Origin of the sequence: Herbaspirillum autotrophicum (assembly GCF_001189915.1) — a bacterium.
GTDB lineage: Bacteria > Pseudomonadota > Gammaproteobacteria > Burkholderiales > Burkholderiaceae_D > Herbaspirillum > Herbaspirillum autotrophicum.
In genome coordinates this window covers 116376-137271 of sequence record NZ_LFLS01000012.1, presented here as the reverse complement: position 1 = coordinate 137271, position 20896 = coordinate 116376, and the positions used below count along the sequence as shown (strand labels likewise).

Here is a 20896-nt window from a genome sequence, read left to right as displayed (position 1 = left end):
TGGTGTAATTGTTGATGAAGGGATGGAATCATGAAAATTTCGATAGTGTGTGTCGTTGTTGCAGTGACGGCGGTAATGATCTCGGCTTGTGCGCCGACCAGTCTGATGCATCCGACGGCGTCACAGGTGCGGGTGACCAATAACGAGCCGGGCAAGGCCTGTACTTTCCTCGGCGACGTCACCGGCAGTCAGGGCAATTTCCTGCTGGGTGCGATCACTTCCAATGCCGATCTGGAAACCGGCGCCCGCAATGACATCAAGAACAAGGCATCGGCGCTGGGCGGCAATGTGGTGTACCTGATCACGCAACGGGCCGGACAAACCGGAGGTAAAAATCATCAGGAACAAACCAATGTCACGCTGTCGGGCAACGTTTATCGTTGCCCGGCGGGTGAGGGGATGTAAGCCGGGGCCGCCGCAGGCGGCTCCCCGGAAATGGCGGCAGAGGCTTACCAGCGGTGGCTGTAACTGACTTTCAGCACGGCGCCGGCGGCCGGCAAGCGGCTGGTGTTGTTGCTGTTGCGCATGAGCTGACTGTAGGCCGGGAAGTAGTAGCGGTTCAACAGATTCTCGATGCCGACGCTGACGGTATCCTTGGGCGTGACGTCATAGCGGCTGATCGCATCCACCGTGGTATAGCTGCTGACTTCACGCCGGCCGAAACCGGTCAGGCCGTTGAGCCGGTAATCGCGGGCGGCGAAATAACTCGCTTGCAGGCGGTTGCTCCAGCGTTCGTTCGGTTTGTACTGCAGATAAGCGGTCAGCTTCAGCGGCGGAATCCGATAGCCGGTCATGATCTGGTCGCTGGCGCTGTTTTGCGCTTGCTCGCGGCCACGCATCCAGGTAAATGTCGCGCCGCCACCCCAGGCCGAATCGCCGGGCAGGTAATCGGCGCTGCCTTCGACGCCGAGAATTTTTTCACTGGTGCGGGTCAGGATCAGGCCATTGTTGAAGCTTTGCACGTCACCCAACAGGGAGGTGGTGTAAAACACCGCCAGCGAAGTCAGGGTATCGCCGAATGCACCGCGCCAGCCGAGTTCGTAATTGTTGGTCTTGACCGGTTCCAGTGCCGACGAATTGATATTGAATGCCGGCGTGGCGTTGCGGATGGTCACGCCGATATCGGGCAACTGGAAGCCCTGACTGACCGAACCGTAAAACTCTTGTTGCCGGACCGGTTTGTACACCACGCCGATATTGAACAGCGATGCACCATAGCTGACGGTGCCACCCTTGACCTGACGCGGACTGGCGGCACGGTATTGCGACAGCGGCGTGAAATCGTCGTAGGCGGCGGTTGCGCGTTCATAGCGCATGCCGCCTTCGGCCGACCATTGGTCATTGAACTGATGCTGCAACTGGGCGAACGCACCGATGCTGCGGGTGGTCAGTGCCGGCATGTATGTCAGCGTGCCGATCTTGCGAAACACCTTGCCGCCGCTGGCGTCATAAGCGGCCGGATCAAAGATGTCATCCGGCATGTCGCTGCGTTCCTGATTGAAGTCCATGCCCCAGGTAAGCTTGGTTTTCTGGCTTGCCGTCAGCGGCGTGTTGAGGGTCAGGCGACCGCCGAAGACCAAGGAATTTTGCATCACCTGATCGACGTTGTTGCCACGCGTGGACACGGCACGGGCATCGAACGGCGTGAAGCGGGTGAAAAAGTCGCGGTAGTAAAGTTGGGCGCCGAGGCTGCTGCCGTAAAAGTCCTGATGCTGATAATCGACGCTGAACAGGGTATTGCGGATACGGTTCTGGTCGGCCAGTTGCAAACCGTCGAGCGGACGCGCGGCGGCCGTACCCGCCGGCAATTTCGCCACGGCCGGATCGGAACCGTAATCGCTGTCTTGCCTGGCATCGTAGTAGCTGAGTGCAAATTGCAGGCGCTGGTTGCGGTCGAGCCGCAAGCCGAGCTTGCCGCCAATGCCGTAGGCGTTGCTGTCGAACATGTCGCCCTGGCTCGGTTCCGGCGCCAGCCGGTCACCACGGCCATCCCAGGAACCGCCGGTGTGTTGCGCTGACAGGTTGAGCACGTAATCGATGGTGTCGGTGCGGCCCGACAGATAATGCTGCACCTCGCCGCCGAGGCCATCCTTGCCCAGCCGTGACAGCGGCGCGGTCAGCGAAAATGTCGATTCGGCCACCGGTTCCTTGCCGGCCGCACGAGTGGTCACCGAGACGATGCCGCCGGTAGCGCCGCTGCCATAGATGGCGCTGCTGCCGCGCAGGACTTCGACGTGATCGATGCTGGCCGGATTGATGCTGGACAAGTTGCGCGAGGAGTCGCGATTGGTATTGAGCGGAATGCCATCGACCAGCACTAGCATGTTGCGACCGCGCAAGGTCTGGCCGTAATCGGTGATCGTGTGGCTGGAGTCGGCCATGCCGGGCACGATCTTGCTGAGCAAGGTCGCGAAGCTGTCGGAGCCCTGGCGCAACTGGGTCAGTTCGTCATGGTCGATCACGTTGATCTGGCGTGTCGGCCGGATCAGGTCGCTGCTGCTGCGCTGGGCAGTGATTTCTACCGGCGCCAGCCCGGTCGCGTTGACGTTGGTATGGCGGGTAGTGTTGCCGTTGCCTGAATTGGCGTCGGGCGCGGCATTGCCGGCGGCCAGACTGTAGCTGCCATTGGGCAGCGGCAATACCTGCAAGCCGCTGCCTTCCAGCAACCGGGCGAAACCGGCGCCGACCGTGTAATTGCCGCGCAAGGCTGGCGCCTGCCGGCCTTCGGTCAGGCGGCCGTCGAACGACAGCGGTACGCCGGCGCGGGCAGCAAACAAGGAAAGGGATTTACCCAAGGCGCCGGCCGGGATGTCGTAGCTTTTGGCGGCCTGCTGTGCGGGAGCGGGGTTCTGATCGGCAGCACCGGCGGGCAGACTGGCCAGTGTGCCGGAACCGATGGCCATGCCGAGCAAGGCATGCCGGATCGCTTGCGGCAGGCGCCGGCGGCGCGTGGTGAGGTGGTGATGCGTGGTTGTATTGCCCGCACGAGGTAGTGCCATGGTGTTCCCTTTCGATGATCAGAAAAAACTGCTCTTATCTGACATGCCCATCGAAACGGGAAAAAGGCTCACACGTTTTAAAAAATCCGGCATCAGCGCGGCAACACGCTGACCCAATAGCGCGTCAGGTACTGCAAGCGCACCGGCAGCGAGTGCGCCAGCAACGCCAGCGCGGCGTCGGTATTGTCAATCGGGAATGCGCCGGAAACCGGCAACTGTGCGATCTGCTCATCGCAGCCAAGCTGGCCGTGGCGATAGCGGCCAAGTTCGGCCAGCAACGCGCGCAGTGGCAGGCGATCCGCCACCAGCATGCCGGAACTCCAGGCGGAGGCGCTGTCATCAGCCGCTTGCGGCGCGTCCATGCCAGCGCTGTCAAAGCGCATCTGCCAGCCGGCTTGCAGTGTGCGCGCGGGAATGCCGGCAGTGGCCGGTTGTATCCGCACCGCACCTTCGAATACCGCGATGGAAGATGCCTGCGGCCATTGCCGCACGAGGAAGCGGGTACCCAGCGCCTGCATCGTGCCTTGCGCCGATTGCACCAGAAAGGGCCGGGGTGTGGCTTGCGGGTCTTTGGCGGTGTCGATCAGAATTTCACCGCGGCGCAAATTGATTTGCCGCCGTTGCCGGTCGAATATCACATCCACTGCGCTGGCGGTATTGAGGGTCAGGCGGGTGCCGTCATCGAGCACGATGCGACGTTGCTGGCCGACGCTGCTGCTGTAGTCGGCGCGCCATTCATCCAGCGGCAGCAAACGATAGCCCAGCCATGCTGCCGGTCCGGCTGCCAGCAACAGGCTTAGTGCCTTGACTGCTTTGCGGCGTGAAGTGCGCGGCTGCAAGACTTGCTTGCCGATGGCCGGCGGGATAACGGACAGGGTTTGACCGAGCTGCGCGGCCCGTTGCCAGGCGCGCTCATGTTCCGGACTGCGCTGGCACCATTGCTGCCAGTCGCGGCGTTGCGCTTCGGTGATGTCGCCGGCATGCAGGCGCATCAGCCAGACCGCGGCTTCATCCAGAATGTGGCCGTCGATGGCCGTGGTGCTGCTCATTGCATCACTTCCAGACACTGCCGGAAGGCCAGCACCATGTGGCGTTTGACGGTACTCAGCGAGATATCGAGATGGCTGGCGATGTCGGCGTAGATCATGCCGTCCAGCTGCGACAGCAAAAACACCTGGCGCGCCTTGGCCGGCAAGGCTTGCAACACGCGATCGATTTCCATCAGTGCCTGCAACACGATCAGGCGCTCTTCCGGCGAGGGACGGCTGGTTTCAGAGGTGATCAGCAGCGCATCCAGATAGGCTTGTTCAAGCCGGGCGCGCTGGCGGTGATTGATGACCAGAGCGCTGGCGATGGTGGTCAGGTAGGCACGCGGTTCGCGGATGGCAACCTGTTCGCGTGCCGTCAGCAGCCGCATGAACGTGTCTTGCGCCAGTTCGGCAGCATCGTCGCGACACGCCAGCTTGCGCCGCAGCCATGCCAGCAGCCAGCCGTGATGTTCGCTGTACAGCGTACCTGCAGTGGTGGAGGGAATGGGGTCGGCGGCAAGCATGCGGGCAGAAAAAACAGTTCATGAATGAGAATCGTTTTTATTCTACTGGCACTCGCGAGGGCTGGCAATTGCCGATTGCGATCAGGCGCGGTTGTGGTTTTTGCACATCTTTTGCGCTGCTGTTGCCCGTTTGTCATGCTGCGCTATGACGCAAGAACGTCAGTGACGCAATGAAAAAAGCCGGAATCGCGAAGAGTTCCGGCTTGCAGGATGCGGGCAGCAGGGGGCAGCAGAACTCAGCGACCGCTGAACACCGCCGGCCGTTTTTCCTTGAAGGCGGCAATCCCTTCGCGCCGGTCGGCACTGGCGGCCATCAGTGAAAAGGCTTTGCGCTCCAGATTGAGACCGGCTTCGAGGCCGGTTTCGAACGATTTGAGCATGGCTTCCTTGGCCACCCGCACTGCCAGCGGCGACTTGCCGGCAATCGTGACGGCCAGCGCCAGTGTGCGTTCCAGCGCCTGGTCATCGGCGGTGACTTCGGTGATCAGACCGGCGCGCAAGGCTTCGTCGGCGCTCAGGAATTCACCGCTGAGGACCATCTTCATCGCCAGCGGTTTGCCGACCGTGCGGATCAGGCGCTGGGTACCGCCGGCGCCGGGGATGGTGCCGAGATTGATTTCCGGCTGGCCGAATTTGGCGCCGCTGCCGGCAATCGTGATATCGGCGTGCATCACCATTTCGCAACCGGCGCCGAGTGCATAGCCATTGACCGCTGCCAGCAACGGCTTGCTGAAGTTGGCAATGGTTTTCCAGTATTGCGGCCGCACATCGAGCAGCGCGCCGATGGCATCGGTCTGTTCCATTTCATTGATGTCGGCGCCGGCGGCAAATGCCTTGTGGTCGCCGGTGATGACCACCACGCGCACACTGTCATCAGTGTCGAGCGCGCTCAGTACGCCGGCGATTTCGCGCAGCGTGTTGTTGCGCAAAGCATTGCGCACTTGCGGCCGGTTCAGCGTAATCAGCATGACGTGCGGCGCCGGGTGCGATATCAGGATGTCTTGGTGGTCGGTCATGGCGGGCAGAAAAGGAATCAGGATGGAACAACGAAAGCAGAGGTGTGCACGCCGGCGTTGTGCCGGCGTGCGTTACTGCAATATCAGACGCGCTCGATGATGATGGCGATGCCCTGACCGACGCCGATGCACATGGTGCACAACGCGTAACGGCCGTTGGTGCGTTCCAGTTGATGCAGTGCGGTCATGATCAGACGCGCGCCGGAAGCGCCGAGCGGGTGGCCGATGGCAATCGCGCCGCCGTTCGGGTTGACGTGCGCGGCATCGTCGGCCAGACCGAGGTCACGGGTGACCGCCAGCGCTTGCGCGGCAAATGCTTCATTGAGTTCGATCACGTCCATCTGATCCAGACGCAAACCGGTCAGCGCCAATACTTTGCGCGATGCCGGCGACGGACCGAAGCCCATGATGCGCGGCGCCAGGCCGGCAGTGGCCATGCCCAGCACGCGTGCGCGCGGGGTCAGGCCGTGGCGGCTGGCAGCGGTTTCCGATGCCAGCAAGATGGCGCAGGCGCCATCGTTGACGCCGGAGGCATTGCCGGCAGTGACGCTGCCATCCGGCCGCACCACACCTTTGAGCTTGCCCAGCATGTCGGTGGTGGTGTCGGGACGCGGGTGTTCATCCTGACGCAAGACTTTGGGATCGCCCTTTTTTTGCGCAATCGTGACCGGTACGATTTCACCGTCAAAGAAACCCGCTGCGTGTGCGGCCGCCCAGCGTTGCTGGCTGCGCACCGCGAAGGCATCCTGATCGGCGCGGCTGATGCCGAATTCCTGTGCCACGTTTTCGGCGGTTTCCGGCATCGAATCGATACCGTATCTGGCTTTCATGAGCGGATTGACGAAGCGCCAGCCGATGGTAGTGTCTTCGATTTTGGCGGCGCGCGAAAACGCGCTGTCGGCCTTGGCCATGACGAACGGTGCGCGGGTCATGCTTTCGACGCCGCCGGCAATCAGCAAACCGTTTTCGCCGGACTTGATGGCGCGCGCCGCCATGCCGACCGCATCCATGCTGGAACCGCACAGGCGGTTGACGCTGGTGCCTGGCACTTCGACCGGCAAGCCGGCCAGCAGCGCCGCCATGCGGGCGACATTGCGATTGTCTTCGCCGGCCTGATTGGCGCAGCCGTAGATGACATCTTCGACGGCGGCCCAGTCGACGCCCGGATTGCGTTCGATCAGAGTGCGGATCGGCAGCGCGGCCAGATCATCGGCGCGCACCGTTGCCAAGGCGCCGCCGAAGCGGCCGAAAGGGGTGCGGATGGCGTCACAGATAAATGCATTCATTACAGATTCCTTGCTAGTGTCTTGAGAAAGCGCGATGGGTTATCGAGACGGCTTAAACGGCGCCGGCCGGCAATTCGTGAACCACCTTCGGACGCTGATCGATCACGCGCTTGGCCTTGCCGACCGCGGAACGTTCGATCTTGCCGCTGGGCAGCACATGGACCTTGGTGGTGACGCCGACATAGGTCTTGATGTGATGCTGCAATTCGCCTTCCAGCGCCTTGACATCGCTGTCCGACAGCGCATGCACGTCATGGCGCAATTCCACCGCGACATCCAGCGTATCCAGATGACCGTTGCGGCCGACCGTGATCTGATATTGCGGTGCCAGTTGCGGCATCTTCAGGATCAGTTCTTCGATCTGGGTCGGGAACACGTTGACGCCGCGAATGATCATCATGTCGTCGGAGCGGCCGGTGATCTTGCCGATGCGACGCATCGAACGCGATGTCGGCGGCAACAGGCGGGTCAGGTCGCGGGTGCGGTAACGGATGATCGGCAACGCTTCCTTGGTCAGCGAAGTGAATACCAATTCGCCGTCGGACCCGTCCGGCAATACTTCGCCGGTTTCCGGGTTGATGATTTCGGGATAGAAATGGTCTTCCCAGATCACCGGACCGTCTTTGCTTTCGATGCATTCGCTGGCCACGCCCGGTCCCATCACTTCCGACAGACCGTAGATGTCGACCGCGTCGATGCCGGCACGCGCTTCGATTTCGGCGCGCATGGCGTCAGTCCACGGCTCGGCGCCGAAGATGCCGACCTTGAGGGAACTGTCGACCGCATCCAGACCCTGACGCTGGAATTCTTCGATGATGTTCAGCATGTAGGATGGCGTCACCATGATGATGCTGGGTTTGAAATCCTGAATCAGTTGCACTTGCTTTTCGGTCTGGCCGCCCGACATCGGGATCACGGTGCAGCCGAGTTTTTCGGCGCCGTAATGGGCACCGAGGCCGCCGGTGAACAGGCCGTAGCCGTAGGAAATATGCACCAGATCGCCGGCGCGGCCACCGGCGGCGCGGATTGAACGGGCTACCACGGTGGCCCAGGTGTCGATGTCATTTTTGGTATAGCCGACCACGGTTGGTTTGCCGGTGGTGCCGCTGGAGGCGTGAATCCGCGAAATCTGTTCACGTGGTACCGCAAACATGTTGAACGGATAGTTGTCGCGCAAATCCTTCTTGCCGGTAAACGGAAACCTGGCCAGATCGGCCAGTGTGTTCAAATCGTTGGGATGCACGCCGGCGGCATCGAACGAGGCGCGGTAATGCGGCACATTGTCGTAGGCATGCTTGAGCGACCATTTCAGACGTTGCAGCTGCAACGCCTGCAATTCGTCTTTGCTGGCGGTTTCAATCGACTCGAGGTCACCGGGTTGGGGGCTGCGTTGGGGCATGGTCGTCTCCATCTGAATAAAGTACTGCTGAATTGCTGCTGAATGTCAAAAAATCAGGCGGCGTTGGCGCGCTCGATTGCGCCCGCGCCGGCTGCTGCCATGCCGGCGATCACTTCGCCTTTAATGCGATACGACTTGCCGCGGAACAGGGCGATCCGTTTGCCATCCTGGTTGCTGACCAGAATGTCGTAGACGCCGGTACGGCCGGCCAGCGATTGCTCTGTGGCTTCGGCGGTCAGCACGTCATTGAGGGCGCCGGGCGCGAGGTATTCGATGCTGCAACCGGAAGCCACGGTGACCTGATTGCGGCTGTTGCAGGAAAAGGCAAAGGCGCTGTCGGCCAGCGCGAAAATGAAACCGCCGTGGCAACTGGCGTGGCCGTTGAGCATGTCGGCACGGACCGTCATCGACAGCCGTGCATAGCCGGGCCGTACTTCATGAATCTGCATGCCCAGTGACTGAGTGGCGTTGTCGCGCGCATACATGGCTTTGGCGGTGGCGTCGGCCAGCGCTTGCGGATCTTCGGGAACTTCAATGGCGTTGATTTCAGACATGGAACAATGCTCCGCTGGCGGTCTTGCGTTGAATGAGAGGGGAAATGCGATAACGGTCTTCGCCGTAACCGGCGGCCAGATGGCCCAATACCGTGCTCAGCCGGGACAGGCCGATGGCATCGGCCCAGGCCAGCGGGCCGCGTGGATAGTTGACACCTTTTTGCATCGCCATATCGGCGTCGGCTACCGTGCATACGCCTTGATTGACGGTATCGGCCGCTTCATTGGCGAGCATGGCAACGGTGCGCATGACGGCCATGCCGGGCACATCGTCGAGGCGCGAGACTGCCAGCCCGGCGGCTTGCAACAAGGCCACCACGGCGGCATATGCAGTCGCGCTGCATTGGTCGGCACGGCTCACGGCGACCCGGGTGGCTTGACTGAAATCGAGCGTCAAATCAAGCAGGATGGTATCGGCGTGTTGATTGTCACGCGCGCGGCCGGTGGCGCTGCGGCCATCGGTCAGGTACAGGCGGGCGCTGCCGCAACTGAGCAAGGCACCGTCGTTGTCGATGGCGGATGCGTGTTCCACGCTGACGCCACCGGTTTCCAGACGGGCCACCAGCGCTTGTGCCAGTTTGCCTTTGCCATGCACGACCACCGGCGCCGTGGCGCGGGTCTGCGCAGTCTCGGTATGTGGCTGCGGCGCATTGACGTCGCTCTCGTAACGATAGAATCCGCGTCCGCTCTTGCGACCGAGGAAACCGGCATTCACCAGCTCTTGCTGGATCAGCGACGGCGTGAAGCGCGGGTCACAAAAGTAAGCGTGGAATACCGATTGCGTGACGGCAAAATTGACGTCGTGGCCGATCAGGTCCATCAGTTCGAACGGTCCCATGCGGAAACCGCCGGCTTCGCGCAGCACGGCATCGATGGTGGCCACGTCAGCGGCTTGTTCATTGAGGATGCGCAAGGCTTCGGCGTAATACGGGCGGGCCACGCGATTGACGATGAAGCCGGGCGTCGAACGGGTATGCACCGGATTCTTGCCCCATGCCAGCGCAGTGCCATATACCTGCGCCGCAATTGCGGCGTCGCTGGCCAGACCACTGATCACCTCGACCAGCGCCATCAATGGCACCGGATTGAAAAAGTGCATGCCGACCAGTCGTTGCGGCAGGCGCAGTGCAGCGCCGATGCTGGTAATCGAAATCGACGAGGTGTTGCTGGCGAAGATGCAGGTATCGGCGACGATTGCTTCGAGGTCGGCAAAGACCTTGCGCTTGACGTCCAGGTTTTCGACGATGGCTTCCACCACCAGGGCGGCATCGCGCAATGCGGCCAGACTGTCGGCTGCTTGCAGGCGGGCGCCGGCGGCATCGGCATCGGCTTCGCTCATCTTGCCTTTTTGCGCCAGCTTGCCGAACATGGCGCGGATGTTTTTCAGCGCCGCGGCGACCGCTTCCGGCCGCGTGTCGAACAGCAACACCGGATGACCGGCGGCGGCTGCCACCTGGGCAATACCGGCACCCATGGCGCCGCTGCCGATGACGGCAACCGTAGCAGAACGGGGCAGGGCAACGCTCATGCTTATTCTCCCTTGAACTGCGGTGCGCGTTTTTCCATGAAGGCGGTGACGCCTTCGCGGTAGTCGCGGGTCTGGCCGAGCGCGCGCATGCTGTCGCGCTCCAGATCGAGTTGCTGTTCCAGCGTATTGGCCGGGCTGGCGTAGATCGCTTGCTTGGTGCGCGCCAGGCCCTGCGTCGGGGCGCTGGCGAAGTGACGCGCCAGAGCGTCGGCTTCGGCCGCCAGTTGCTCGTCCTCGACACATTTCCAGATCAGACCCCATTGCGCGGCTTGCTCGGCGCTCAGCTTGTCGCCCAGCATGGCCAGTCCCATAGCGCGTGCGGTGCCGAGCAGGCGCGGCAAGAAATACGTGCCGCCGGTATCCGGCAACAGGCCGAGTTTGCAAAACACTTCGACGAAGCTGGCCGATTTTGCCGCCAGCACGATGTCGCAAGCCAGCGGAATATTGGCGCCGGCGCCGGCGGCTACGCCGTTGACGGCGCAGATCACCGGGAATGGCAGTGCGCGCAGCGACAACACCAGCGGGCCGTAATATTTTTCAATCGACTCGCCCAGATCAACTGCGCTGTCGCCCGGTTTGACGGCGCGGTCGGACAAGTCCTGGCCGGCGCAAAAGCCGCGTCCGGCGCCGGTCAGCACCAGCACCCGCACACTGGCGTCGGCCTTGATGCGTTCCAGCGCGTCGCGCACTTCGCCATGCATGGCAACCGTGAAGCTGTTGAGTTTGTCAGGACGATTCAGCGTGATCTTGGCGATGCCGTCACTGATGCTGAACAGAATGGATTCGTAGGTCATGGTAGTGGTCTTTCAGATCAGGACAGATTGGCGGCAGCAGCGACAGGTTCGCGGCTTTGCACCACGCGGAAACGCGAGGCGACAAAGGCGGCGTCGGACAGCGCGGCATTGGCGGCCGGATTGGCGCCGGTGCCGTGGTAATCGCTGAAGGCAGCCGACTGGTTGACGAACACGCCGCCATTGAGGTTGAGCGACAGTGCGACACCTGCGCTGACGGCCGCATCCAGCAATTGTTCCTTGACGGCGTCGTCGGTGGTGTAGGCCGACAAGGTCAGCGCGCCGTGTTCGCGGGCGATGCGTTCGGCAATCGCGATACTGTCGGCGGTGCCGTTGGTAGCGATGGCAAACGAGACCGGGCCGAAATACTCTTCGGTCACGGGCTTGGCGGCAACATCGGCAATCTTGATCAGCAACGGTGTCTGAATCCGTGCTCCGGCAAACAGCGGATGCTGCAAGGCGCGGCTGTCGGTGACGATCTCGCCGCGTTCGCGGGCTGCCGCAATGCGTTCCAGCACTGCGGTATTTTGAATCGCGCCGAGAATTTCGACCGCCTTGGCCGGATCGCCGGTCAGCTTGTCGATGGCGACGCCGAGCGCGCTGACTACCTGATCGAAGCTGAGATGGCCGGTCTCGGTTTCAATGCCGGCGGCCGGGATATAAATGTTTTGCGGCGCGGTACACATCTGGCCCGAGTACAACACCAGCGAAAAGGCGATATTGCGCAGCATGCCGTTGAGATCGGCGGTGGAGTCGATCACGATTTGATTGACGCCGGATTTTTCCGTGAACACTTGCGCCTGACGTGCATGTTGTTCCAGCCAGTTGCCGTTGGCGGCGCTGCCGGTGAAGTCGATCAATCGCACTTCCGGCCGCAGCGCCAGATCGGAGGCGAGGCTGGCACTGGCTTCATGGGCTGCCAGGCAGATCACGTCGGGATTGAAGCCGGCTTCGGCGATCACCTGACGCGCCACCTCGACGGTAATCGCCAGCGGCAGGATCGCGCCCGGATGCGGTTTGACCAGCACGGCATTGCCGGTGGCCAGACTGGCGAACAGACCGGGATAGGCATTCCAGGTCGGGAAGGTGCAGCAACCGATCACCAGACTGAGGCCGCGCGGCACCACGCGATATGTTTTTTGCATGCGCAGCGGCGGGTTCTTGCCTTGCGGTTTTTCCCAGAGCGCTTGCCCGGGAATGCGGCGCAGCTCATCCCAGGCATAGGCAATCGCTTCCACCGCGCGGTCTTGCGCGTGCGGACCGCCAGCCTGAAACGACATCATGTAGGCCTGGCCGGTGGTGTGCATTACGGCATGGGCGATTTCAAAACTGCGTTGATTCAGGCGGCTGACGATTTCCAGCGCGACGCCGGTCCAGACCTCGGGGCCAGCCTTGTACCAGTTGGCGGCAGCGGCGTGCATGGCCGGCAGCAACTGCTCCGGGTCGACTGCCGGGTAAGTGATGCCGAGCGCCGGTCCGTAGGGAGAGACTTCGCTGCCGGTGGTATTGCCATTGCCGGGTTGGGCCGGATGGAACGCGAAGGGCTGATTGAGCCGGGCTTCGTATGCGGCCTTGCCGTCATCGGCAGCGCTTTCGCCATACACGCGCGGACTCGGCATTTCGCTGTACGGGCTCCAGTAGCCGCGCTCGGTCAAGGCCAGCAGTGCCTGTTGCAAGACATCCTGATGGCGCTCGAAAAATGGGTGTGACATGAAACGTCTCCTGAAACTTATGGTTTTGGCGTTACGGTTGCAGCGCAAGCGAAAGCTGAATCAATTGTCCTGATCGAAATCCACCAGCACCTTGTCGGTGACCGGGAAACTCTGGCAGCTCAACACGAAGCCGCGCGCAATTTCATAATCTTCCAGCGCATAGTTGACGTCCATGTCGACCTTGCCATCCACCACTTTGCAGCGGCAGGTGGCGCATACTCCGCCTTTGCAGGAGTAGCGCATGTCGATGCCGTTCTTGAGCGCGGCGTCGAGCAGCGATTCTTTTTCCTTTTCCATGGTGAACACGGTGTGATATCCGTCGATCACCACCGTCACTTCACATTCCTGTTTGCCGATGACAGGGCGTACCACGTTGGCCTTGTTTTTCGGAATGCTGGCGGCAAACAATTCGACCTTGATGTCGGATTTGTTCATGCCATGTGCCTGCAGGGAATCGCTGACGGCGTGGATCATGTCTTCCGGACCGCAAATGAAGGCGGCGTCCACATCATCGAGCTGAATCCAGTGCTTGAAGAACTGATCGCATTTCTCGCGCGTGATGCGGCCGTTGAACAATTCGATGTCCTGCTGTTCGCGGCTCATGACGTAGACCAGATTCAGACGTTCCATGTACACGTCTTTGAGGTCGGTCAGTTCTTCCTTGAAGATCACGGTGGACGAGGCGCGGTTGCCGTAGATCAGCGTGAAACGGCTTTTCGGTTCGGTTTGCAGCGTGGTCTTGATGATCGACAGCATCGGCGTGATGCCGCTGCCGGCAGCAAACGCCAGATAGTGCTTTTCATTGGTGGCGGCCAGCGGCATGTTGAAGTGGCCCATCGGCGGCATCACCTGCAATGCCAGACCCGGTTGCAGCGTGTCGTTGGCCCAGGTCGAAAAGGCACCGCCCGGGGTGCGCTTGATGGCGACCCGCAGTTGCTGGTCTTGCACTGCCGAGCAGATCGAATACGAACGGCGCAAATCTTCGCCATTGATATCGGAACGCAAAGTCAGATGCTGGCCTTGCTGATAGTGGAACGTGTCTTTGAGTTCCGGCGGCACGTCGAAAGAGACGACGATGGTGTCGCGGGTTTCTTTCTTCACATTGCCGACGGTCAGCGAATAGAATTTGCTCATCTTGGATTCTGCCTGGTGAATAGGGTTACGCAACCCTAATGCGCTTTGAAATAATCGAACGGTTCCAGACAATCCTTGCAGCGATACAGCGATTTGCAGGAAGTGGAACCAAACTGGCTGATGCAGATTGTGTTCATGGAATTGCAATGCGGGCAGGCCACCTTGGGCGCCAGCAGGCGTTTGCGGCTGATGCCGCTGATATCGATGACCTGCTGCGCCGGCGGTGCGATGCCGTAGGACTTGAGCTGGCGCTTGCCGAGATCGCTCATCCAGTCGGTGGTCCAGGCCGGCGACAGCCGGGTCTGAATCTCGACTCGTGCCACGCCATGCCGCTTGAAGGCATCGGCGATGTCGCGCGCAATCACGGCCATGGCCGGGCAACCGGAATAGGTCGGGGTAATCACGACGGTGCACACGACTTCACCATCGACCGCCGTGGCCTGGACATCGCGCACGATGCCGAGGTCGACCACCGAGATCACCGGAATTTCAGGGTCCGGGACTTCGTGCAACCAGCTCCAGAGCTGTTGCTGCTCCGGCAATGATGGCGAGGTGGTCAGGGCGGAGTTCACCACTTGGATCCCGGATAGGCGCGTTGCAGGAATTGCATTTCTGCCAGCAGGTAACCCAGATGCTCGGTGTGGCGGCCTTGCTTGCCACCGCTTTGCATCCAGGCATCGGCGGCCGGCATCACCAGCGTTGCTTCGCCCAGGATTTCCGCCACGTGTTCCAGCCACTGTGCGCGAATGGCATCGGCGGCCGGCGCCACGCCGGATTGCTGCAGGCGTTGCTCGACGTCGTCCTGGCTGAACATTTCACCGGTAAACATCCACAGGTTATCGACCGCTGCCTGCATCATGCGATGGCTGATTTCAGTGCCGTCGCCCAGCCGTACCACGAGGTCGCCGCTGCGGCGCAGATGGTAGGTGACTTCCTTGATCGATTTTTCGGCGATCTCGACGATGCGGGCATCCGCCGAGCGGGTCAGCGCCATCAGCACATGGTAATGCCAGGCGTCGAAGAAGAACTGGCGCACCAGCGTATCGGCATAGTTGCCGTTCGGCTGTTCTACCAGCAACAGATTGCTGAAGTCATGCGCATCGCGCAGGAACGCCAGTTGATCTTCGTCGCTGCCATTGCCTTCCAGTTCCGCGGTATAAGCAAACCACAGGCGGGCCTGACCGATCAGGTCCAGCGCGACGTTGGTCAGCGCCATGTCTTCTTCCAGCGCCGGGCCCTTGCCGCACCATTCCGACAGCCGCTGACTCAGGATCAGCGTGTTGTCGCCGAGGCGGCGTACATAAGTTGCAATAGTTGACATGCTCGATTCCTTCCGGCTCACAGGTTTTTCACTTCTTCCGGCATCGGGAAGAACGTCGGATGACGGTAGACCTTGTTGTTGGATGGTTCGAACAGCGCGGTCTTGTCGCCCGGGCTGCTGGAGACGATGTCGGACGCCTTGACGACCCAGATGCCGACGCCTTCGTTGCGGCGGGTGTAGACGTCGCGCGCGTTATTGATCGCCATTTCGGCGTCGGGGGCGTGCAGGCTGCCGACGTGCTTGTGCGCCAATCCATGCTGGCTGCGGATGAAAACTTCCCACAGTGGCCACTCTTTACTCATGATGTTGTCCTTGGTTCGTCTGTTCGTGAATGCGTGAATCTGTTCAGGCCGCTTGCTGATCGGCTTGTTTTTTGTCGGCGTGGGCGACCAGTGCATCGCGGAACCATTCGCCGTCGTCCCAGGCTTGCTTGCGCACTTTCAGGCGCTCGCGGTTGCACGGACCATTGCCGCGCAGCACGTTGTTGAATTCGGCCCAGTCGATTTCACCGAATTCGTAGTGGCCGGTGTCGGCATTCCACTTGAGATCGGGATCCGGCACCGTCAGGCCAAGATATTCGGCTTGCGGCACGGTCTGATCGACCATGCGCTGCCGCAATTCATCGTTGGAAAACAGCTTGATGCGCCATTGCGCCGATTGCGCACTGTTGACGGACGCCGCATCAGACGGGCCGAACATCATCAGCGACGGCCACCACCAGCGGTTCAGGGCATCTTGCGCCATCTGCTTTTGCGCCGGCGTGCCTTGGCACAGCGACATCATGATGTCGTAACCCTGACGGGCGTGGAATGACTCTTCCTTGCACACGCGGATCATGGCGCGGGCGTAAGGACCGTAGGAGCAGCGGCACAGCGGAATCTGGTTGATGATGGCGGAACCGTCCACCAGCCAGCCGATGGCCCCCATGTCGGCCCAGCTCAGGCTGGGGTAATTGAAGATGCTGGAATACTTGGCCTTGCCCGAGTGCAGGTCGGCCAGCAGGCTGTCACGCGACACGCCCAGCGTTTCCGCGGCGCTGTAGAGATACAGGCCATGTCCGGCTTCATCCTGAATCTTGGCCAGCAGAATGGCTTTGCGTTCCAGTGTCGGAGCGCGCGTCACCCAATTGCCTTCCGGCAACTGGCCGACGATTTCCGAATGCGCATGTTGCGAGATTTGCCGTACCAGCGTTTTGCGATAGGCATCCGGCATCCAGTCTTTGGGTTCGATCTTGACGCCCTGATCGATACGGTCCTGGAAAGTGCGTTCCTGTTCGCTCATTTCGTCCAGCGAGCGGACTTGCTTGATGCCAGTCTCTACCAGTTGTGCGTACATGATGTGTGGTCTCCGTAGAAGAATTCGTTGGCGGCTGAGCAATCCGGATGGATGGTCATCGCATGGCATTTATTTTATGATACAGAAAAAACCAAGTAAACATAAAAAGAGTATCAAATGAATTTAATGTATCGTTTGTGGCATAGTCATGAACGGCAAGTCTTTCCATGTGGATCGAAACGCGTATGGCGATGCGGCATAATGTGTCCCGACGTCCACTTTTGTTCCTGTTAGCAGACCCTGGTAATGAAGAAAATCAACATCAATAACTGGATTGCGCGCTTTATCGAAGCGGAGCCGTTGCGGGCCAAGTCGGTGGCGGTGACCATCTTCGGCGATTCGATTGCGCCGCATGGCGGCACGGTATGGCTGGGCGGTCTGATCGACTTGCTGGCCTCGTTCGGCATCAGCGACCGGCTGGTGCGCACCAGCGTATTCCGGCTGGCGGAAGAAGGCTGGCTGGAAGCGCAGCGCGAAGGCCGGCGCAGTTCGTATACCCTGACGCCGCGCGGCGTGCGCCGTTTCGAACGGGCTTATCAACGCATCTACGCGCCGCTCAATCTGCATTGGGAAGGGCAGTGGACGCTGGTGTTCGGCTTGCCGGGCAGCATCGATGCGGTCGAGCGCGGGGCGCTGCGCAAGGAGTTGCTGTGGGAAGGTTTTTGCATGGTGGCGCCGGGCGTGTTTGCGCATCCCAGCACGCAGGCCGATGCCTTGAAAGAAATTCTGGAACGCGGCGGCGTGGGCGACAAAGTGTTTGCCTGCACCGCAAGCGATCTCAACGGAGTGACGTCGCGGCCGCTGGCTGACCTGATTGCCCACGGCTGGGATCTGGCGCCGGTGATTGCCGGTTATCAGCAATTCATCAGCCAGTTTCAGGCACTGCGCGATTTTCTGCAGCACGAAGATGTGACCTCGCCGGAGCAGGCGTTCGTGATCCGCACCTTGCTGATCCATGCCTTCCGCCGGGTGCAGTTGCATGATCCGCAATTGCCGCTGGCATTGCTGCCGCCGCAATGGCCCGGCACCGCCGCTTACGAACTGTGCCGGGATTTGTATCTGCTGACATGTGATGGTGCGGAGCAGCATCTGGAAGCAACCTTGCAAGATGAAGAGTCTGGCATTACCCAGGCGGAACCCTATTTTTACCAGCGCTTCGGCGGGCTCTCACCGCGGCGCTGAGGCGTGGGACGGGGTCAGCCGCGCTTGAGCGCGATCAGTGGCGCCACATCCGGCGCCTGCAATGTCGGACGATTTTCTTCGATGGCGGGCAGTGCTTGCACCTCCACCATGCTGGCCAGGCAACGCTTGGTCAGATCCTGATAGGTCAGGGTTCCTTCCAGTTTCCAGGCAATTTCCTGGGCGCTCAGTTCGCGCATGACCTTGGCCGGAACTCCTGCCACCAGTGAGCGTGGCGGAATTTTCATGCCGGCGCGCACAAAGGCGCAGGCGGCGACAATCGCTTGTTCGCCGACTTCAGCATCATCCATCACTACCGCATTCATGCCGACCAGCGCATCGCGCCGCACGGTACAGCTATGCAGAATGGCGCCATGACCGATATGGCCGTTTTCTTCGACCACTGTATCGTGTGCCGGAAAGCCGTGAATCACGCAGGTATCTTGTACATTGGCGCCGCGCTCCAGCACGATGCGTCCGAAGTCGCCGCGCAGACAGGCGGCCGGGCCGACATAGCATTCCGGGCCGATGATGACGTCGCCGATCAGTACCGCGGTCGGGTGCACAAAGGCACTTGGGTCAACTACCGGAATCACTCCTTCAATCGCGTAACAGGGCATGCGTGTCTCCTGGTCTGGTGGAACTCCGGCCGCTTGCCGAACCATGCGCAACATGACTGCCGGTGCGCGCTGTCGATGTTTTTTTTGCCTTGTTTTGTCTCGTCTCCACACCGCTGTGGCGGTGTGGAAATCCTGCTTGCGCATTTATTCAAGGTTGGAAAAAAACATTTGCCTGCCGAAGAATTTTAGATAATAATAAATTCAACCGACCGGTCGGTCAATAATGTTTTGCAGTTTCGGCAGATTTATTTCAGTTGGTTTCCCTGCCGGAAACAAAGCCCGGCGATGGTCGCGAGTAGCAGTTCGGGATGCAGGGGGACGCGCCGTACAGCCCGCCGGTACTGTCTTGCCGTTGCAACGTTGTTCTTTCAGCACGAAGTGAAATGCTGTTGTCCCTGCGTAAAAAATGCGCAGCGGGAATGGCGTGTCGCAAATTTGCGGCACAATCATGGCTTTTCGATTTTGTTGAGAGGATGGAAACATATGCCACGCAAGCGTGCAGCAGGTTTTGACAATCAGCGCGAGCACATCATCGAGCAGGCGGCGGTACTGTTTGCGCGCAACGGTTTCAGCGGCACCTCGATGAACGAAGTGGCTGAAGCCTGCGGTTTGTCGAAGGCGTCCCTGTATCACTACGTCTCTGACAAGTATCAGTTGCTGGTCTATATCTGCGAAGGACACATCGAGCGCTTGCGCGCACTGGTCCGCGAAGTGGCGCAGATGGAGCAGGAACCGCAGGAAAAGCTGCGCCTGATGGTGCAGCGTTTCGTGGAAGAGTATGCCGATGCCCAGAATGAGCACCGGGTACTGACCGAAGATGTGAAGTTTTTGCTGCCGCAGGATCAGAAACGGATTCTCGACGGCGAGCGCGAAGTGGTAGCCGCCATGGCGCAGGCGATGATCGGCGTGCGTCCGGAACTGGAAGCCAGCCGCATGGCCAAGCCGTTGACGATGCTGTTGTTCGGCATGATCAACTGGATGTTCATGTGGCTCAAGCCGGATGGCGACCTGACCCACGAAAAGATGGCGGTGGTGGTCACCGAAATGTTGTTTGGCGGGATCGGTGCAGTCAGCCTGGAACCGCCGCAGATAAAGAAAAAGAAATGAACTGATTCCCGGTTGTGGATGGTTCATTTTCCAAGAGAGCGACAGCGGTGTCGTCAAAAAATCAACCAAGGAGACTGAAAAATGAAATCCATCCGACAACTTGCCATGCTGGTGGCAATGATCTGCGCCGGTGCGGCACACGCTGACATCAACGTGGGCGTGACCTTGTCTACTACCGGTCCGGCGGCGTCGCTCGGCATCCCGGAAAAGAATACCGTGGCGCTGTTGCCGACCACGATTGCCGGTCAGAAAGTCAATTACATCGTCCTCGACGATGCTTCCGATACCACGCAGGCAGTCAAGAATACCCGTCGCTTCATCACGGAAAACAATGTCGATCTGGTGATGGGTTCGACCATTACCCCGAACTCGCTGTCGATGATCGAAGTGGTGGCCGATGCGCAGACGCCGATGATTTCGCTGGCGGCATCGTCGCGTATCGTCGAGCCGATGGACGCCAAGAAAAAATGGGTCTTCAAGACGCCGCAAAACGACATCATGATGTCGCTCGCCATTGTGCAAAACATGGTCGATAACGGCGTCAAGCGCGTCGGCTTCATCGGTTTCGGCAATGCCTACGGCGAAGGCTGGTTCACTGAATTCAGCAAGGCGGCGGCACTCAAGAAAGTGGAAATCGTCGCCAACGAACGTTACGCGCCTAACGATACCTCAGTCACTGCACAAGTGCTCAAGCTGATGTCGGCCAAACCGGATGCGATCCTGATCGCCGGTTCCGGCACACCGTCGGCAGTGCCGCAACGCACGCTCAAGGAGCGCGGCTATCAGGGCAAGATCTATCAGACGCATGGCGTGGCCAATGCCGACTTTTTGCGCGTGGGCGGCAAAATGCTGGACGGCACCCTGTTGCCGGCCGGTCCGGTACTGGTGGCGGCGCAATTGCCGGCCGATCATCCGGTGCGCAAGGTAGCGCTGGACTATGTCGCCAAGTATGAAGCCGCGCATGGCAAGGATTCGGTTTCCCTGTTCGGTGGTTACGCCTGGGATGCCGGCCTGTTGTTGCAGGCAGCGGTGCCGGTCGCACTCAAGAAAGCCAAGCCAGGTACGCCGGAATTCCGCGCTGCACTGCGTGATGCGCTGGAAGGCCTGAAAAATGTCAATGGCGTGCATGGCGTCTACAACATGTCGCCGACGGACCATCTGGGTCTGGATCAACGCGCCCGCGTCATGGTCAAGATCGAAAACGGGGCCTGGAAATATCAGCCTTGATGATGGCGTTCTGACCTGCTTCTGATTCAAGTCTCAAGTTTCACGTATCAAGTCCGTCAGCCAGCCCCGGCAATCGCCGCCGGGACGCTGGCGGATTGCTGTCACGGCAAGCCCGCCGCCAATGGGCGTCTTTATC

21 protein-coding genes are annotated in these 20896 nt (G+C 60.5%); 4 read left to right on the top strand and 17 right to left on the bottom strand.

What is annotated here, in order from left to right:
* Window positions 1-30: 30 nt before the first annotated feature.
* Window positions 31-405 carry a DUF4156 domain-containing protein gene (locus AKL27_RS11660; protein ID WP_050462991.1) on the top strand — a complete coding sequence of 125 codons (375 nt, stop codon included), beginning with the start codon at window positions 31-33 and terminating at the stop codon, window positions 403-405.
* A gap of 44 nt (window positions 406-449) precedes the next feature.
* Here the strand turns inward: AKL27_RS11660 and AKL27_RS11655 are convergent, their stop codons facing one another.
* The 15 genes from AKL27_RS11655 to paaA form a co-directional block, all read right to left on the bottom strand.
* Complete coding sequence (locus AKL27_RS11655) at window positions 450-2903, bottom strand: TonB-dependent siderophore receptor (RefSeq protein WP_198155950.1); 2454 nt, start codon at window positions 2901-2903, stop codon at window positions 450-452.
* A gap of 188 nt (window positions 2904-3091) precedes the next feature.
* Window positions 3092-4048, bottom strand: coding sequence for a FecR domain-containing protein (locus AKL27_RS11650; RefSeq protein WP_050462990.1), 957 nt, complete (start codon window positions 4046-4048; stop codon window positions 3092-3094).
* Window positions 4045-4551 (bottom strand): sigma-70 family RNA polymerase sigma factor, encoded by a 507-nt coding sequence (locus tag AKL27_RS11645; protein ID WP_050462989.1) that lies wholly within the window; start codon window positions 4549-4551, stop codon window positions 4045-4047. Before AKL27_RS11645 ends, AKL27_RS11650 begins: the two co-directional genes overlap by 4 nt.
* Before the next feature lie 236 nt (window positions 4552-4787).
* Window positions 4788-5567, bottom strand: a complete 780-nt coding sequence (locus tag AKL27_RS11640) for an enoyl-CoA hydratase-related protein (protein ID WP_050462988.1) — start codon at window positions 5565-5567, stop codon at window positions 4788-4790.
* An 83-nt stretch (window positions 5568-5650) separates the two neighbouring features.
* Complete coding sequence (pcaF, locus tag AKL27_RS11635; protein WP_050462987.1) at window positions 5651-6853, bottom strand: 3-oxoadipyl-CoA thiolase; 1203 nt, start codon at window positions 6851-6853, stop codon at window positions 5651-5653.
* Between the two features lie 52 nt (window positions 6854-6905).
* Window positions 6906-8252 carry a phenylacetate--CoA ligase PaaK gene (gene paaK / locus AKL27_RS11630; RefSeq protein WP_050462986.1) on the bottom strand — a complete coding sequence of 449 codons (1347 nt, stop codon included), beginning with the start codon at window positions 8250-8252 and terminating at the stop codon, window positions 6906-6908.
* Window positions 8253-8305: 53 nt separating this feature from the next.
* A complete protein-coding gene (gene paaI, locus AKL27_RS11625; protein ID WP_050462985.1) occupies window positions 8306-8806 on the bottom strand; it encodes a hydroxyphenylacetyl-CoA thioesterase PaaI in 501 nt (166 codons plus the stop codon).
* A complete protein-coding gene (paaH, locus tag AKL27_RS11620; RefSeq protein ID WP_050462984.1) occupies window positions 8799-10334 on the bottom strand; it encodes a 3-hydroxyacyl-CoA dehydrogenase PaaH in 1536 nt (511 codons plus the stop codon). Before paaH ends, paaI begins: the two co-directional genes overlap by 8 nt.
* A 2-nt stretch (window positions 10335-10336) precedes the next feature.
* Entirely contained in the window at window positions 10337-11128 is a 792-nt protein-coding gene (gene paaG, locus AKL27_RS11615; protein WP_050462983.1) for a 2-(1,2-epoxy-1,2-dihydrophenyl)acetyl-CoA isomerase PaaG, read from the bottom strand.
* A gap of 17 nt (window positions 11129-11145) precedes the next feature.
* Window positions 11146-12837, bottom strand: coding sequence for a phenylacetic acid degradation protein PaaN (gene paaN, locus AKL27_RS11610; RefSeq protein WP_050462982.1), 1692 nt, complete (start codon window positions 12835-12837; stop codon window positions 11146-11148).
* Between the two features lie 60 nt (window positions 12838-12897).
* Window positions 12898-13971 carry a 1,2-phenylacetyl-CoA epoxidase subunit PaaE gene (gene paaE / locus AKL27_RS11605; RefSeq protein WP_050462981.1) on the bottom strand — a complete coding sequence of 358 codons (1074 nt, stop codon included), beginning with the start codon at window positions 13969-13971 and terminating at the stop codon, window positions 12898-12900.
* A 35-nt stretch (window positions 13972-14006) separates the two neighbouring features.
* Window positions 14007-14543 (bottom strand): 1,2-phenylacetyl-CoA epoxidase subunit PaaD, encoded by a 537-nt coding sequence (gene paaD / locus AKL27_RS11600; protein ID WP_232310973.1) that lies wholly within the window; start codon window positions 14541-14543, stop codon window positions 14007-14009.
* Window positions 14540-15292: a 1,2-phenylacetyl-CoA epoxidase subunit PaaC gene (gene paaC, locus AKL27_RS11595; protein ID WP_050462980.1), complete on the bottom strand. Its 753-nt coding sequence runs from the start codon at window positions 15290-15292 to the stop codon at window positions 14540-14542. The genes paaD and paaC overlap by 4 nt, the downstream gene beginning before the upstream one ends.
* Before the next feature lie 17 nt (window positions 15293-15309).
* The gene (gene paaB, locus AKL27_RS11590) at window positions 15310-15594 is read right to left on the bottom strand and encodes a 1,2-phenylacetyl-CoA epoxidase subunit PaaB (RefSeq protein WP_050462979.1); all 285 of its coding nucleotides are present in this window, start codon (window positions 15592-15594) and stop codon (window positions 15310-15312) included.
* A gap of 43 nt (window positions 15595-15637) precedes the next feature.
* The gene (paaA, locus tag AKL27_RS11585; protein WP_050462978.1) at window positions 15638-16627 is read right to left on the bottom strand and encodes a 1,2-phenylacetyl-CoA epoxidase subunit PaaA; all 990 of its coding nucleotides are present in this window, start codon (window positions 16625-16627) and stop codon (window positions 15638-15640) included.
* Window positions 16628-16873: 246 nt separating this feature from the next.
* Between paaA and paaX the strand changes: the two genes are divergently transcribed.
* Window positions 16874-17809 (top strand): phenylacetic acid degradation operon negative regulatory protein PaaX, encoded by a 936-nt coding sequence (gene paaX / locus AKL27_RS11580; protein ID WP_050462977.1) that lies wholly within the window; start codon window positions 16874-16876, stop codon window positions 17807-17809.
* A 14-nt stretch (window positions 17810-17823) separates the two neighbouring features.
* Here paaX and AKL27_RS11575 read toward each other — a convergent pair whose 3' ends face one another.
* Both AKL27_RS11575 and AKL27_RS27715 read right to left on the bottom strand, forming a co-directional pair.
* Complete coding sequence (locus AKL27_RS11575; RefSeq protein ID WP_050462976.1) at window positions 17824-18426, bottom strand: phenylacetic acid degradation protein PaaY; 603 nt, start codon at window positions 18424-18426, stop codon at window positions 17824-17826.
* Between the two features lie 201 nt (window positions 18427-18627).
* Window positions 18628-18876 (bottom strand): hypothetical protein, encoded by a 249-nt coding sequence (locus AKL27_RS27715; RefSeq protein ID WP_157056899.1) that lies wholly within the window; start codon window positions 18874-18876, stop codon window positions 18628-18630.
* A 33-nt stretch (window positions 18877-18909) separates the two neighbouring features.
* Here AKL27_RS27715 and AKL27_RS11570 point away from each other — a divergent pair, with 33 nt between their 5' ends.
* Both AKL27_RS11570 and AKL27_RS11565 read left to right on the top strand, forming a co-directional pair.
* The gene (locus AKL27_RS11570; RefSeq protein WP_050462975.1) at window positions 18910-19533 is read left to right on the top strand and encodes a TetR/AcrR family transcriptional regulator; all 624 of its coding nucleotides are present in this window, start codon (window positions 18910-18912) and stop codon (window positions 19531-19533) included.
* An 81-nt stretch (window positions 19534-19614) separates the two neighbouring features.
* Window positions 19615-20760 carry an ABC transporter substrate-binding protein gene (locus AKL27_RS11565; RefSeq protein WP_050462974.1) on the top strand — a complete coding sequence of 382 codons (1146 nt, stop codon included), beginning with the start codon at window positions 19615-19617 and terminating at the stop codon, window positions 20758-20760.
* Window positions 20761-20896: the final 136 nt, after the last annotated feature.

Coding starts and splice junctions, on each gene's coding strand:
- AKL27_RS11660 (WP_050462991.1), top strand. CDS start 31: ATGAAAATTTCGATAGTGTGTGTCGTTGTTGCAGTGACGGCGGTAATG.
- paaH (WP_050462984.1), bottom strand. CDS start 10,334: ATGAGCGTTGCCCTGCCCCGTTCTGCTACGGTTGCCGTCATCGGCAGC.
- AKL27_RS11575 (WP_050462976.1), bottom strand. CDS start 18,426: ATGCCCTGTTACGCGATTGAAGGAGTGATTCCGGTAGTTGACCCAAGT.
- AKL27_RS11640 (WP_050462988.1), bottom strand. CDS start 5,567: ATGACCGACCACCAAGACATCCTGATATCGCACCCGGCGCCGCACGTC.
- pcaF (WP_050462987.1), bottom strand. CDS start 6,853: ATGAATGCATTTATCTGTGACGCCATCCGCACCCCTTTCGGCCGCTTC.
- paaK (WP_050462986.1), bottom strand. CDS start 8,252: ATGCCCCAACGCAGCCCCCAACCCGGTGACCTCGAGTCGATTGAAACC.
- paaE (WP_050462981.1), bottom strand. CDS start 13,971: ATGAGCAAATTCTATTCGCTGACCGTCGGCAATGTGAAGAAAGAAACC.
- AKL27_RS11645 (WP_050462989.1), bottom strand. CDS start 4,551: ATGCTTGCCGCCGACCCCATTCCCTCCACCACTGCAGGTACGCTGTAC.
- AKL27_RS11565 (WP_050462974.1), top strand. CDS start 19,615: ATGAAATCCATCCGACAACTTGCCATGCTGGTGGCAATGATCTGCGCC.
- paaI (WP_050462985.1), bottom strand. CDS start 8,806: ATGTCTGAAATCAACGCCATTGAAGTTCCCGAAGATCCGCAAGCGCTG.
- paaC (WP_050462980.1), bottom strand. CDS start 15,292: ATGTCAACTATTGCAACTTATGTACGCCGCCTCGGCGACAACACGCTG.
- AKL27_RS27715 (WP_157056899.1), bottom strand. CDS start 18,876: ATGATTGTGCCGCAAATTTGCGACACGCCATTCCCGCTGCGCATTTTT.
- paaN (WP_050462982.1), bottom strand. CDS start 12,837: ATGTCACACCCATTTTTCGAGCGCCATCAGGATGTCTTGCAACAGGCA.
- paaX (WP_050462977.1), top strand. CDS start 16,874: ATGAAGAAAATCAACATCAATAACTGGATTGCGCGCTTTATCGAAGCG.
- AKL27_RS11650 (WP_050462990.1), bottom strand. CDS start 4,048: ATGAGCAGCACCACGGCCATCGACGGCCACATTCTGGATGAAGCCGCG.
- paaB (WP_050462979.1), bottom strand. CDS start 15,594: ATGAGTAAAGAGTGGCCACTGTGGGAAGTTTTCATCCGCAGCCAGCAT.
- paaA (WP_050462978.1), bottom strand. CDS start 16,627: ATGTACGCACAACTGGTAGAGACTGGCATCAAGCAAGTCCGCTCGCTG.
- paaG (WP_050462983.1), bottom strand. CDS start 11,128: ATGACCTACGAATCCATTCTGTTCAGCATCAGTGACGGCATCGCCAAG.
- AKL27_RS11570 (WP_050462975.1), top strand. CDS start 18,910: ATGCCACGCAAGCGTGCAGCAGGTTTTGACAATCAGCGCGAGCACATC.
- AKL27_RS11655 (WP_198155950.1), bottom strand. CDS start 2,903: ATGGCCATCGGTTCCGGCACACTGGCCAGTCTGCCCGCCGGTGCTGCC.